Below are 14214 nucleotides of genomic sequence, written 5' to 3' on the forward strand. Positions count from 1 at the left end.
TATTTATGCTGATTTTTTTGGTAGTTTAATGCTTATCACCGCAAGTGCCAGCACAATCATGATAATTCCCGTTGCCTCTGTCCGTCCGGGTTCCTCACCCAATAGCCACCAGGAAAACAGAACACCACACACCGGCACAGCTAATGTACTCAGACTGGCAATACCGGCAGGTAATTTGCGCAGAACAAATAGCCATAAGCTCCAGGCAACGGCGGTTGCCAGTATCGCGCTGTAACTCAGCGCCCAGAACACATAGGGCTGCCAGTCAATTTCCCGCTGCGGAACCAGTAAAGCCACAATCGTCATAACAACGGCGGCATAGACCATCTGCCAGGTGGTCAGAGAGAGTAAATCGAGCTGCGGATAGCGGCGGTACATTTTTTTCGCCACAATCGCACTCGCCCCCCAGCTTATCCCTGAGGCAATCGCCAGAAAGGCACTTTTCATCGATGAAAAATCAAGCGACCAGGGCTGGATAACACACACAAGCCCGGCGGCGGCGACTGCAATAGCCGCATATTGCAGGCGACGCATCCGCTCGCCCAGAAAAACAGCCGCCATAATGACCACCCAGAACGGCATGGTATAACTGAGGATAGCCACCTTTCCGGCACCGCCGCTGACCAGCGCCCACTGCGCCAGCCCGACCATGCCGCAGGTTTGCAGCACGGCAATTCCCAGCGTGTAACTAAACGGGGTAAACCGGATTTTACGCCCTGTTACACGCGAACGGATATATAGCACCAGCAGCAGCATAATGGCGCTGAATACACAACGCATCGCCGTAAAATCAAACGCATCAACATAGTGCGTGACCTGTTTCATGGCGATCCAGCTGTAACTCCAGATCAGTGTTAAAATAACCAGCCCGGTAATGGCGATGGCATTGTCTTTCTCTCGTAAAGCCATAATATTCTGCAAACCACTGCACGATTATGGAATGCCATATACCGCGTGCGGTTCCTCTCCTGATTTTACCATAACTGAAATAATATGCCGGATATCAGCTAACTACCCCGTTTTCCGGAAAATTACTGTGCTATCAATGCCACATTATTAATTTTCCAGTGTCCATTTTCATTAATGACGGTCACCCGCAGTGGTAATAATTCATCCGGTGGATTACCGAGAGTTACCAGTACCGTTGCCATTTCATCTGTTTGTGATTCGGTATGTGCATCCCGGTAATTTACCCAGGAATCATAAATATCTTGTGATTTGGTGTAATAATTTTCATCATTTTCAACCCAGTTATCGCCCCACAGGCAGGCGGAGTGATTCTCTGTGGTTTTACAGGGCCGTGGTGTATCACACAGTGCCTGGTCAGTGTCATCACTGTCATAATTACAACTAATTGAATCACTGATATTTTTCTGTAACGTCAGGGTGACATACTGTTTTACACTCTGATCATATCCACCGGATGATGAATCCTGTAAATTCAGGCGGTAAAAATCCAGTACCACGCTGACGGGCGATTCTGCCGGTAATATTGCGGCACCGGCAGATATGGGTAAAAGCAGACCCGGAATAATAAATATATATCTAACTGTTTTTATTGCTGTTTTCATGATTATTCTGCTTCGCATTGCACCAACCCGTACATCATTTCATTCTCCCTGATAATGCCAGATGTTGCAGCAGCATAATGGTTTTTCCGTCATTAATTTCACCGCTGCGGATAGCGGCAAGGGCATCATCAAACTTCATTTCCAGTACTTCAACATCTTCCCCCTCTTCTTTCAGCCCGCCGCCCTGATTCAGACGGTTATTGTCCTGATATTCCGCCATAAAGAAGTAGAGTTTTTCTGTCACTGATCCCGGACTCATAAAGGCTTCAAAGACTTTTTCCACCTCGGTGATATGAAATCCGGTTTCTTCTTCAGCTTCTGCTTTAATGCGTGAAACCGGATCTTTTTCTTCCAGCAGACCGGCGGCGGCTTCAATCAGAAAGCCGTTGTGCCCGTTGATGAACACGGGAAACCGGAACTGACGGATCAGTATTACACTGTTTTTACTGCGGTTATAGAGCAAAATAACCGCGCCGTTACCCCGGTCATACGCTTCCCGCTCCTGACGTTGCCAGGTACCGTCACTGCGCAGATAATCAAAAACATATTTTCTGAGGACATACCAGTTATCGGAAAGAGTGATGGTATCAATAATACGGACACGATCGTGCGGAGAAGTCATTAGCCACCTGATTATCAGACAAGAAAGACGGATGCGCTGAACACTCTAATCTCTTTATTATTGCCGCGCAATTGCTAAACCGGACAGGATAGTTTGCGGTCGTCATAACTCAAACGATATAATAATCAGCAGACAATTACTTCAAAAGGCAATATCCGCATGAGTAACACTCAGGCACTGAATTACAGTGAGTTACACAGTATCACTGACACAGATATCACACAGATTAATGAGCTGATTATCACCACGTGGGACTACCGCAGTTGGATACCGAAAGAGAAAGTCCTGCCGATGGCGGAATTTCTGCTCGATGATGTCATTCTGACCTCTTCGCGTATTTTTGTGGTCCGCAACGGGGAGGAAATTGCAGGGATTATCGCGGTTACCGCCGCACCGGATCTGATACAAAAAGTGAATGCCAAAACCCGTCAGTACCGCGCCCTGAAAAATATTATTGCCAGAGAACCCACTCAGGAAGAAAGTCTGTTCGAACTGTATCTTAATACTCTGATTATTAACGGAGAATTACTGGCACACTGTGAGCGCCCTTTTGATGCCTCGCTGAATCTGTTTATGATTGATGCACGTTACCGCGGACGCGGGATAGGCAACCAGCTCTGGCAGCACGCCATGCGTTATTTACGCGATAACAATGCTGCCCGCTATTTCCTCTGGACTGACAGTGACTCTGATTTCGGGTTCTATGAGCATAAAGGTTTACAGCGCATTGCAGCACAGCCTTATGATTGGGGCGGGCATGATGTCACTGAAACCTATTATGTTTATGCAGGTGAGCTGCCGGCTCTGTCCTGATGCATCCAACTGTCCCACGGCGGATCTGACGGCAGCTTATCCGCCAGAAAATCAATAAATGTCCTGATCTTCGGCGCGTGAGTATGCGCCGGGCTGTACAATGCATAAAGCGCAAACGGTGTTGTTTTCGGGTTATAGTCCGTCAGCACCGGTATCAGCTCTCCGTTATTAATATAATCACCAAGCATATATGTCGGCAGGCATACAATTCCCTGATGACAACGCGCTGCTTCCAGCAATCCCAGGCTGCTGTTTACTTCAATAATATTATTAATTGCCAGCGGAAATGCCACGCCATCTTTGTCTGTCATTCGCCAGGTATCGGGAATATTCGGATTAATTAAACAGCGGTGCAAAGCAATATCTGCCGGTGATTCAGGAATTCCGTGTTGTTCAAAATAGTGGCGGCTGCCGCAATATACCCAATTAATATTGCATAATTTGCGTAATGCAAAATTATCCGGCGGATGACTGGTAATTCGTAATGCAATATCAAAGTCGGTTTCATTTAAATTAATTAATGCATCGTTGAGATCAACCGAAAGCCACACCTGAGGATTATTTTCCCGGTATTCGCTGTAAAGCTGCATTAAATGGCAGACACCAAACGCAATCGAACAGGTTATTTTTAATTGTCCTTGTGCGTGCTGATAAAAACTGGCCGTGTTTACTAATGAATCATCCAGATCTGCCAGTAACTGTTGCGCTCTCTGCAATAAATAGCGGCCTGCTTCTGTCAGAACAAAATTACGGGTGGTTCGTTTCAGCAACACCACACCTAACTGCTCTTCCAACTGTTGCAGCCCACGACTGACTGAAGACGGCGTCACATTCAGTTTTTTCGCCGCACCACTCAGGCTGTTACACTCCACGATTTTAATGAAAAGTTCCAGATGCCGGAAAATCGCATAGCTGTCTATTTTTGCTTTAAACGCAAAAGTGTTTTTATTTATTAGCATGGTGTCACCCTTGTTCAGACTGCCTATTCCCGCTTACTATAACAACAGCTTTACCCTTATTCATTCAAACTGCAAGTTCGTTGGCGGCATGAAGCCCTCCGGGTCACGCTCCCCGTCGGCCTGAGTTTGCCGCCTTCCTGCATCCTGAATGACGTTGGGTATATAACACTCACTGTACCCATACAACAAAAAATATATTCACGTTGTTCCTGACTTTTTTAATAATTAAATCTATAACGTTGAGGAATTGACTATGCAAGACAGCATTCAGACAAGTGCAAACTCACAAAACGATTTACGAAAGATCCCGTTTACCAAATATGATACCGGCTGGGTTATTTTATGTATCGGAATGGCAATTGGTTCCGGCATTGTGTTTATGCCGGTTCAGGTTGGTATTAAAGGTATCTGGGTATTTATTGCCGCCACATTACTCTCTTATCCGGCTATTTACTGGCTGCAAAACTTATATCTGCGCACATTATCCGAATCAGATGAGTGTGAAGATTATGCCAGCGTAATTACCCAGTATCTGGGGAAAAACTGGGGTGTGGCACTCGGGATAGCTTATTTCCTGATGCTGCTGCACGGTATGTTCTCCTACTCACTGGCGGTCACATTTGACAGTGCATCGTATATTAAGACATTCGGTCTATCTGAAGGATTATGGTCTGATTCCGTCTGGTACGGACTGATTATCCTGACAGTCCTGGTCGCTATTGCCGCACAGGGCGAACGCCTGTTATTCAAAATTTCCGGTCCGATGGTAATTGTGAAATTCGGGATTATCATATTACTCGGCGTGGTGATGGTGCCATACTGGAATTTCGCGAATATCACGGCATTTCCTGATATTCTGCCTTTTCTGCGGGATGTGTTTCTGACTCTGCCGTTTACGCTGTTCTCTATCCTGTTTGTTCAGATTTTAAGCCCGATGAACATCGCTTACCGCAGAGTGGAAAAAGATAAACGTATCGCGACATACCGGGCTATCCGCGCCAACCGTGTCGCCTACATTATTTTAGCCGTTGCCGTGTTGTTTTTTGCATTTTCATTCACGTTCTCAATCAGTCATGAACAGGCGGTTTCCGCATTTGAACAAAATATCTCTGCGCTGGCGATTGCGGCCCAGGTTATTCCGGGTTCCGTTGTGAAAGTCATGACAGCGATGCTCAATATTTTCGCTATCCTGACCGCGTTTCTCGGTATTTATCTGGGCTTCCAGGAAGCGATTAAAGGGATTGTTGTTAACGTATTGAGCCGCTTTATGCCGCAGGAGCGAATCAATCACACCGTATTGCATTACAGCGTATGCGCAGGTGTTATCCTGGCTCTGTGGTTCTGGGTATCCACGCGCTTTTCAATTCTCTTTTTCATGCAGCTCGGCGGCCCGTTATTCGGCATCGTCTCCTGCCTGATCCCGTGCTACCTGGTGTATCGCGTGCCGGTATTACATAAATACAAAGGAGCGACCGTCTGGTTTATCATCTTTTTTGGTGTGTTACTGTGCCTCTCTCCGTTCTTTAAATTTTTCGAATAATGCTGTATGAACAGCCCTGTTTATGTGTGAGGATTTTATGACGAAAAAAGCGGTTTCCGAATTTCATATTGATACACAAATCACTCAGTTAGGCCGCTCGCCGGCAGCGCAGTCAGGTTTTGTTAATGCCCCGGTTTACCGGGGATCAACCGTGGTGTTTCCGACCATGGATGCCCTGCTCAATAACCGGGCTGAGTTTAACTACGGCACGGCGGGCACGCCGACCATCAAAAATTTAGAGCAGGCCTGGAGCGCTCTTGCCGGTGCTGAAGGCACTGTATTATCCCCCTCAGGGCTGGGTGCGATTGTACTGGCATTGCTGACAACACTGAAAACCGGCGATCACCTTCTGATGCCGGACAGTGTATACCGTCCGACCCGCAATTTCTGTCGCGGACTGCTGAACAAAATGGGGATTGTTACCACTTATTATGATCCGATGGCAGGCAGTGATATTGAATCACTGATCCAGAGCAACACCACCACCATTTTCCTTGAATCTCCCGGCTCTCAGAGCTTTGAAGTTCAGGATGTTCCGGCGATTGTTGCCGTGGCAAAACGTCATAATATCGCCACTATTATAGATAACACCTGGGCGACCCCATTGTTCTTCCGCGCCCATGATATGGGATGTGATATCTCTCTCGAAGCCGGGACAAAATACCTGGGCGGGCACTCAGATTTACTGATGGGCATTGTCTCAGCCAATGCCGCCTGGTGGCCTGCACTGCGTGAAACTTATGATTTAATGGCCATGTTGCCGGGCGCTGAAGATTGCTTCCTTGCCCTGCGCGGGTTGCGTACACTACCAATCCGTCTGAAAGAAGCACAGGCGCGGGCGCTGGATATGGCGCACTGGCTGAAAGCACGCCCGGAAGTTATCCGTGTGCTGCATCCGGCATTTCCTGATTGCCCGGGGCATGAAATATGGAAGCGGGATTTTACCGGCTCTTCCGGGTTGTTCTCCATTGTGCTGGACCCGAAATTTACACAAGACGATATCGGGAAATTACTGGATGGTCTTTCTATTTTCGGAATGGGGTATTCATGGGGCGGATTTGAAAGCCTGATCATCCCGTTTGACTGCGCAGAATACCGCACAGTCACACAATGGAATCCCGGCGGGCTGACATTGCGTCTGCAAATCGGGCTGGAAGACAGTGATGATCTGAAAACAGATTTAGCTGGTGGATTCGCACGTATGGCACAGTGATATTGCCGCTGAAAAAACAATAGTATCGCCACTCAGAAAACCTGCACTTTGCAGGTTTTTTATGCCTGCAGCACCCTGCTTATGTTCCCGGCTCATTATCCACCTTATATCTGTGCGCATAAAAAAAGCCGCATATAATTATGCGGCAAGGAAGTCAGTAAGGGTACCAATAATAGTGAGTCTACTAATCAAACGTAAGGAAAAGGTTAAATCAAAAATACATAACACTGAAACGCAATCCAGCCAAGTACAGCGCCGGCAGGTAAATCAATCACATAATGCTGTTTGGTAAACATACAGGACAATGCAATCAGCAGCGGGAACATAAACACCCACGGACCCAGTGATGCATAAGCCAGTAACGCCGTTAATGTGGCAACGGATACGTGCATGCTAGGGAAACAGTTGGAAGTATCATCAAATTTCTGTACAAACTGCAAAAATTTCTCAGATGCTTTCTTCCCGGTATTCATCTGACGCCAGTGTGCAGGTACTGCAACCGGGTAGACAACAAAGAAAAACATCTGCATAAACAATAAAATTACATAGCTGAATACGATGATAATAAATTGTCGTGAGTCCTGAATTATCCAGTTCAGATAAAGAATAGCCGGATAATAAAGAAAGCTGTATATCCATGACCACCAGGGCCAGAAAGGAATTTTTTCATCAATGGATGAATTAAACGTTTTAACAGGCCGTACCATGTTTCGTTGTGTAAAAAAATAAAACTGGTAAACACCGACGATAATAATACCACTAAGCACCAGGTGAATGACCCTGTCGATGAACATCATCTGAAAATATCCTTTTATAAAAAATCAATTAAACTCTTTTTCTGATTTTCAGTACAGTGTGTTTTAACACACTGATACGACAAATACTATCATGTCATTTTATGTTAATTTCCATAACATCATAATCATCAACAACTTATCACCTTTCCGTTTCATAGGGATAATTCCTAATTTTTTCGGAAAACTAGTGCATAATATTGATATAGGAGACATTATTTCACTCATTTTTCGGGTTATCGTTCACTGGTCGGATATAACAAAACCTTAAACCCGGCTGATAAATCAGATATTTCACTAAAAATCATTATATTAAAACAATAAAATTAATGAGGTAAATACAAATGACAGCATTACTCACTTTACAGCCTGTTACACCGGATAAAATCACCGTACTCAGTGACGCGGGTAACAACGCTTACCGGCACCATTTTACCGGTTATTGGGATTCAGTGGCAGAACTAAATACGTATTTGAACAATGAATATCACCCGGAGCCCTTACAGCAAAGCTTGATGACACCCGGAGTATTCTGGTTTTTTATCTGTACTGATGAAAAAATAATCGGATTTTGTAAATTAACAGAGAATAGCCGGATAGAAATGAGTAAATATTGCGCAATGCTGCTGAACAAGCTTTATTTTTTACCCGGAGAAACCGGAAAAGGTTACGGAAAAACGGTTTTCGGATTGATAGAAACATTTGCCCGCAGCCGGAACCAGCCCGGTTTATGGCTGGAAGTCCTGGAAAACAATACCGGCGCACAACATTTTTATCAGTCACAGGGAATGATAAAAACCGGCACCCTTGCGTTTGAAACCGCACAGCAATCCTCTCAGTTATTTATAATGGAGAAAAAACTGTAATACGCGCTGTTATATTTATGTTGAATAGCTCCGTTATTATCATTTTTTACTATTTTCCGGGCGGATTAAGTACCCTGTCAGCCCGGTGGCACCACACAATAATATAACGGCGGCGATAAGCAGTGCCGTACTACCCTGTGAAGCCAGTAATCCCGCCGTAAAAGGTAACAATATAAAAATACTGACATTATTCATACTTTCAGAAAGTGCAAGTGCTTCACCTTTATATGTGCCGGCGCGTTCAGCCACGACAGATGTACTGACAGGTGCCGCGATGCCAAGCATTGCGCCCCAAAGCATCATCCATAATAAGGAGCCGTAAAGACCGCCTGTTCCGCTGATAAACGCAGCAACCATCAGGGTCATACCTGCCAGGCTTATCAGTAATAAACGCGATTCTGTTCTGTAACGGCGCATTATAAATGGCAGTAATATATTCCCGAGAAACAATCCACCGCCAAATACCCCGCCGATAAGCCCGACCGTTTCTGTCGGTAGCCCGAAACGCAGACGCAAAAGCTCACCACTGAGGACAAATAGTGTTACAGCGGCACCATTCCACAAACCTTTTGCCATCAGAAAACCAATCAGCCGGGGGTTATCGCGGATTTTTCCTGTTTTGTGAGAAACCGGCAGTGGCACGGTACTGATATTGCGGAACAAAAAACCACAGATTACCCACATAATCAGCCCGCCAGTTGCCGTCAGAACAAAAGGCATATACCAGCCGGTACGGGCTGTAAGCCAACCCGCCATAAGCGGTCCGGATACAATACCGAGTGTCATTCCGGTCATAACATAGCCTATAATTGTTGCCCGCTGTGCCGGAGGAAACTGTTCCGCAATCAGCGCAAACACCGTCGGGATCAGTGCCGCAGAGGCCAGTCCGCCCAGAACCCGCAACCCGGCAGCAGCCGCAAACCCGGGCGCCAGCGCCAGTGCAAACCCGTCAGCCGCAAATAACAATAATGCCGCCCGTAACAGTTTATAACGGTTTACACGATCAGAAACCCGGCCCATAAAGGGAGCCGCGATGGCGTAAGATAAGGTATAAACCGCGATAAGCCAGGATGATTGCGCTGGTGTAACCGAAAATGCCTCTGCCAGTGGTGTCAGCATCGGTGACACCATAAATTCCGTTACACCGGTGAAAAAGACAATCATTGCCAGCACCGGCAGCAAATAAGGTGAAATCATCAGAAATTCCCGTGAAATAAGGTTAAAAGGAATAAAAATCACATTATCAGGGGAAGTTAGTGCAGATAAAACGACAGGAAAAACACGTGGTAACAATATTTTCGGAGGGAAACAGGCGTATCGTAACAATGACACCAGTGTAAAACGCAGGAAAAACGAAGAGGAACATAACCGAGTTATGCAGAGACGATTATAACAGAAACAACCGCCGCCGGAAGCCGCGACTGTTTCTATGATGATTTAGTGCTGATGCGCCTGCCATTGTGCATACAGTGACGCCTCATCATCCGGTTTTTGTTGCGTAAATGAAAATCCGGCCTGTTCATGAGGATCTGCCCGCAATTCCACGGCAATTATCTCTGTTGATAAACCATAGGGCTGTGCATCGGCATTGGAATAAGCATAAACTGCCCGGGTAATGCCTGCCATGCGTATAGCTGCCAGACACATCGGACACGGCTGACCACTGGCGTAAACCACACAACCTTCCAGCCGGGTCTGGCGGAGTGCCTGCCCGGCATGGCGCAATGCCAGCAACTCTGCATGTGCCGTCGGATCATTCAGTTCAGCCATCTGATTAACTCCTTCACTGATAATGTTGCCGTCTTTCACTATAACAGCGCCGAACGGACGTCCGCCTTTTTCAATATTGCGGCGTGCCAGTGCAATCGCCTGCTGCAAAAACTGTTTATCAGTCATTCCCGATCCTTATTAATCAGTCAACGATATTCATCATAACAGCCGGATATCTGAATAATATCGTTTCGCACACAAGTTACGTCATCCGTTTCCTGAATATTCCCATACTGCTTTACCCTGCCAACGGGTTTCAAGCAATGTCAGAAACTGGCGGACTTTAGGGGGTAAAAACTGTTTTGACGGGTAAACCGCACACACAGGTTCTCCGGGGGTTGAAAAAGGATTAAATAGAGGTATTAATTTACCCTGCGCTATCTGTGGTCCCGCAAGAAATGCACCAATCTGACAAATGCCGTTCCCTGCAAGCGCCGCATCCAGGATCGCGCCGGTATCACCCAAACGCATCCGTCCTGTGACCGGGAGCGATATTATCTGTTTATCCCGGCTGAACTGCCAGGCAACCCGCCGCCCGCGGTGACAAAAAATCATACATTCATGTGCAGTCAGTTCATCCGGTGTTTCCGGTGTGCCTTTCCGTGCCAGGTAATCCGGCGATGCGCAGGTAATAAGACGGTGCGGTGCCAGTACTTTCCGTACCAGGCGGCTGTCATCGTTTCCGCCTATGCGGATTGCCACATCGACCCCTTCATGTACCAAATCACAGTAATCATCTGAAAAACTGACATCAATCTCCACATCCGCCCATTGTGCGGTAAAGTCCTGTAAAACCGGCAATACATAGTGACGGCCGAACACCACAGGCAGGTCAATCCGCAATGTTCCCGACGGGGTTTGCTGCCCTTCATACAGTGCATTTTCTGCATCATCCACCTCAGATAAAATCCGTTTTGCATGAAGATAAAAGCGCTCTCCCTCTTCGCTGAGACGAATTTGCCGGGTTGTCCGGTGCAGCAGGCGGGTACTGACTCTGTTTTCCAGCCGCTGAATACATTTTCCGGCCGCCGAGCGGGAAATTTGCAGTTTTTCTGCTGCGGCTGTGAAATTTCCTGTTTCACTAACCCGCACAAAAACCAGCACATCAAATAAATTATCCAGCAATAAGCGATTTTTATCTGCCACGATTTGTCCCCGGTGTTACCCCATACGCCCTGTTTATCTGCCATATTGGCGCAGATAGACTAACGCCTCAAGTCATGTTTATTTTTTATGGGGAATGTATGTCAGACAATCACTATTTATCTTTGCCATCATTACGGCGGGGATGGCTTTCCGTTATTGCGATCACACTCGCCACCTTTGCGGTTGTCACCACCGAAATGCTGCCGGTCGGATTACTCAGCCCTATCGCCGCTGATTTTGGTGTACCACAGGCACAGGTCAGTCTGTTGCTGACCATTCCGGCAATCGTCGCGGCTTTCTGCTCCCCGCTGGTTATTTTATTTGCCGGCAGGCTGAACCGGCGTGCCCTGCTGATGATCCTGATGACACTGCTGATGCTGGCAAATATCAGTGCAGCTCTGGCAGTGCATTTTTATGTCCTGATTGCCGCACGGATTATTGTCGGGCTGAGTATCGGCGGGATTTGGGCGATAGCTGGTGGTATTGCCGTCCGCCTGTTGCCGGTGCGGTCGGTCGCCGCTGCAACATCATTGATTTTTGGTGGCGTAGCTGCCGCTTCTGTACTGGGGATCCCCGCTGGGATCATGCTGGGGGAACTGACCGGCTGGAGGGGAGTCTTCACTATCATGAGCGTATTCTCCCTCGTTATTCTGCTGTTACAAATGGTGTGCCTGCCATCTCTGCCCTGTACGCACGCACCCGCTGTAAGCCGGTTTATAAAGCAATGGCGCCGCCCGGTTATCCGTACCGGTTTGTTTATCACACTGTTGCTGGTGACCGGACATTTTATGGTATTTACCTTTATCCGCCCGTTATTACATGAAGATCCGCAACTACAACCCCAAAACCTGAGCGGATTACTGGCACTTTACGGTATTGCCGGGATAGCCGGAAACTTTCTGTTCGGACTACTTGCCGGACGTCATCTGTACCGGGCTGTTTTTGGTATCATTACAGGGATCATTCTGACATTAGCCGGGTTACTTTTTCTTACTCCTGTCATGACAGCCCGGCTCCCGCTGATCATTCTCTGGGGACTCACCTATGGCGGTGTGTCTGTGGTACTGATGACCTGGATGATCCGTTTCAGTGCGCCGGATATTGAAATAACCGGCGCTCTTTATATTGCTTTTTTTAACGCAGGGATCGCAGCCGGGTCTGCTGCGGGCGGTATGCTTGTCTCCGAATTTTCACTTCAGGCGGATATCCGGGTGGCATTGGGTTGTGTGTTTGCAACCCTTCTGCTGACCGCTTCTTTCATCATCCGCTCACGCAGGGCTTGCGCGTCAGCCGGTAAAGAAACCATGCGGCACACAATGCCATCAGAATATTAAATCCGAGGCTCAGGCTGAACGCGGAGACCTGAACTGACGTTATAGCCGGGGTATCCACAGAATTGAGAGAAAATTGCAGAATAACGGATACCGCTGTAGCCCCTGCCGCCGCACCGATTTGTTGCAGTGTGGCGGTCAGCCCTGAAGCCATTCCGGTCTCCGGCGCAGAAACACGGGAGAGCACCAGGTTCAGCATCGGGGTCATAATCATTCCCTGGGTGAAACCCACCCAGAACAACAACGGGGTGAGTATCCATAACGTATCACCGGCGGGTAACAAATGAAGCCCTGCAATCAGTGCGAGATAACCGGCGGCATACCATAATGCCCCCCTGAAAATAACCCGCTCTCCATATTTGATCATGGCGCCGGGCGTGATAAAAGACGCAATCACAAATCCGATACTGGCAGGAACAAAAATCAGCCCGGCTTTCAGTGGCGTTGCCCCCATACTGTTTTGCAGCAATAGCGACAGTATCAGCGGAAATGCGGAGGATGTGGCATATACACAAACCACTACGCCAGTGCCGGTTACAAACGACCGGTTGCGCAATATTGCCATATCAAACAACGGCTCTCTGCCGGTACGGGACAAATTAATTTCATGGCGGACAAAACACCATAACAGAGCGACACCGGCGGTCAGTAATCCGCTGCTGCGCCAATCCCAGCCCCATACCGGTAACATCAGTAACGGTAGCAACAGCATACTGACAGCACCCGCTGAAAGAATGACACCGAACCAGTCCGGCGTTAACCGGCCTTCTGCCCGTCCTTCCTGTAAATAGCGGGAGAATATCAGTGCCAGAATACCAACCGGTAAATTGACCAGAAAAATCAGCCGCCAGCCCATGCCAAACAGATCCAGCGTAATAAGCCAGCCACCCAGCGCCTGCCCGGCAATTGCGGCAAGCCCGAGCGTCATTCCCAGATAACCGAAGGCTTTTTTTGCCTGTGCTTCATCAAAATTAAGACGTATCCCGGCGTAGACCTGCGGAAACAGCAGCGCCGCCGCCAGCCCCTGAATAAAACGGGCAGTCACCAGCAGTGTCGCGGAAGGTGCAAATGCACACAACAACGAGGCGACGGTAAAACATGCCATACCAACGCGATACAAACAGCACCGCCCGTAAATATCACCAAGACGCCCGCCGGTGATAAGCAACAGCCCGAAAGCCAGCTCATACCCGACAATAATCAGTGTCAGTTCCGTAAAACTGGTGTGTAGATCGCGCTCAATACTGACAATCGCCACATTAACCACAAATAAATCAAAAATAGTGACAAACCCGGCAAGGACTAATACAAACAGCGCGATCCGTTGTTGCTGATTCATTTTTTATCTCATTATGTAACCAATTCTATACCCAACGTCATTCAGGATGCAGGCAGGCGTCGTTCTGCCAACGAACCTGCAGTTTGAATGAATAAGGGTATAAGCAGGAATGAGACTATAATCAGATTGTTATCCTGTTACAATTTAACTGGTTATACTATTACTAAAAGCAACAGGCTATATTATTAACAACAACCGGCTGACAAAATATACCCAACGTCATGTTTGAATGAATAGGGGTATACGATTG

The 14214-nt window shown here is 47.5% G+C and carries 14 protein-coding genes; 5 read left to right on the forward strand and 9 right to left on the reverse strand.

The window, feature by feature from the left end:
• Positions 1–3 precede the first annotated feature (3 nt).
• The 3 genes from ACMHKJ_RS02260 to ACMHKJ_RS02270 all read right to left on the reverse strand — a co-directional run bounded on the left by ACMHKJ_RS02260 (position 4) and on the right by ACMHKJ_RS02270 (position 2193).
• On the reverse strand, positions 4–909 hold the full coding sequence (locus ACMHKJ_RS02260) for a DMT family transporter (RefSeq protein ID WP_413491851.1): 906 nt from the start codon (positions 907–909) through the stop codon (positions 4–6).
• A gap of 122 nt (positions 910–1031) precedes the next feature.
• Positions 1032–1571 (reverse strand): DUF3828 domain-containing protein, encoded by a 540-nt coding sequence (locus tag ACMHKJ_RS02265; protein ID WP_413491852.1) that lies wholly within the window; start codon positions 1569–1571, stop codon positions 1032–1034.
• Positions 1572–1605: 34 nt separating this feature from the next.
• Entirely contained in the window at positions 1606–2193 is a 588-nt protein-coding gene (locus ACMHKJ_RS02270) for an NUDIX domain-containing protein (protein ID WP_413491853.1), read from the reverse strand.
• Positions 2194–2352: 159 nt separating this feature from the next.
• On the opposite strand from ACMHKJ_RS02270, the gene ACMHKJ_RS02275 reads away from it, so the two are divergent.
• Positions 2353–3006 (forward strand): GNAT family N-acetyltransferase, encoded by a 654-nt coding sequence (locus ACMHKJ_RS02275; protein WP_413491855.1) that lies wholly within the window; start codon positions 2353–2355, stop codon positions 3004–3006.
• On the opposite strand, the gene ACMHKJ_RS02280 is transcribed toward ACMHKJ_RS02275, so the two are convergent.
• Complete coding sequence (locus ACMHKJ_RS02280; RefSeq protein WP_413491856.1) at positions 2976–3965, reverse strand: LysR family transcriptional regulator; 990 nt, start codon at positions 3963–3965, stop codon at positions 2976–2978. The genes ACMHKJ_RS02275 and ACMHKJ_RS02280 overlap by 31 nt on opposite strands.
• Before the next feature lie 253 nt (positions 3966–4218).
• Between ACMHKJ_RS02280 and ACMHKJ_RS02285 the strand changes: the two genes are divergently transcribed.
• Positions 4219–5505: an amino acid permease gene (locus tag ACMHKJ_RS02285; protein WP_413491857.1), complete on the forward strand. Its 1287-nt coding sequence runs from the start codon at positions 4219–4221 to the stop codon at positions 5503–5505.
• Between the two features lie 37 nt (positions 5506–5542).
• Entirely contained in the window at positions 5543–6718 is a 1176-nt protein-coding gene (gene metC, locus ACMHKJ_RS02290; RefSeq protein ID WP_413491858.1) for a cystathionine beta-lyase, read from the forward strand.
• A 206-nt stretch (positions 6719–6924) separates the two neighbouring features.
• On the opposite strand, the gene ACMHKJ_RS02295 is transcribed toward metC, so the two are convergent.
• Positions 6925–7515 carry a phosphatase PAP2 family protein gene (locus tag ACMHKJ_RS02295; RefSeq protein WP_150384701.1) on the reverse strand — a complete coding sequence of 197 codons (591 nt, stop codon included), beginning with the start codon at positions 7513–7515 and terminating at the stop codon, positions 6925–6927.
• A 341-nt stretch (positions 7516–7856) separates the two neighbouring features.
• Between ACMHKJ_RS02295 and ACMHKJ_RS02300 the strand changes: the two genes are divergently transcribed.
• Positions 7857–8378, forward strand: a complete 522-nt coding sequence (locus ACMHKJ_RS02300; protein WP_413491859.1) for a GNAT family N-acetyltransferase — start codon at positions 7857–7859, stop codon at positions 8376–8378.
• A gap of 39 nt (positions 8379–8417) precedes the next feature.
• On the opposite strand, the gene ACMHKJ_RS02305 is transcribed toward ACMHKJ_RS02300, so the two are convergent.
• The 3 genes from ACMHKJ_RS02305 to ACMHKJ_RS02315 all read right to left on the reverse strand — a co-directional run bounded on the left by ACMHKJ_RS02305 (position 8418) and on the right by ACMHKJ_RS02315 (position 11294).
• Positions 8418–9575, reverse strand: coding sequence for an MFS transporter (locus ACMHKJ_RS02305; RefSeq protein WP_413491860.1), 1158 nt, complete (start codon positions 9573–9575; stop codon positions 8418–8420).
• 240 nt (positions 9576–9815) lie between these two features.
• A complete protein-coding gene (locus tag ACMHKJ_RS02310; protein WP_413491861.1) occupies positions 9816–10274 on the reverse strand; it encodes a nucleoside deaminase in 459 nt (152 codons plus the stop codon).
• A gap of 81 nt (positions 10275–10355) precedes the next feature.
• Positions 10356–11294 (reverse strand): LysR family transcriptional regulator, encoded by a 939-nt coding sequence (locus tag ACMHKJ_RS02315; RefSeq protein WP_413491862.1) that lies wholly within the window; start codon positions 11292–11294, stop codon positions 10356–10358.
• Between the two features lie 98 nt (positions 11295–11392).
• Here ACMHKJ_RS02315 and ACMHKJ_RS02320 point away from each other — a divergent pair, with 98 nt between their 5' ends.
• Positions 11393–12628, forward strand: coding sequence for an MFS transporter (locus ACMHKJ_RS02320; RefSeq protein WP_413491863.1), 1236 nt, complete (start codon positions 11393–11395; stop codon positions 12626–12628).
• Here ACMHKJ_RS02320 and ACMHKJ_RS02325 read toward each other — a convergent pair.
• Positions 12555–13964 carry an MFS transporter gene (locus ACMHKJ_RS02325; RefSeq protein WP_413491864.1) on the reverse strand — a complete coding sequence of 470 codons (1410 nt, stop codon included), beginning with the start codon at positions 13962–13964 and terminating at the stop codon, positions 12555–12557. The genes ACMHKJ_RS02320 and ACMHKJ_RS02325 overlap by 74 nt on opposite strands.
• Between the last annotated feature and the right edge of the window lie 250 nt (positions 13965–14214).

It is taken from the genome of Morganella psychrotolerans (assembly GCF_965118875.1).
Lineage (GTDB): Bacteria > Pseudomonadota > Gammaproteobacteria > Enterobacterales > Enterobacteriaceae > Morganella > Morganella psychrotolerans_C.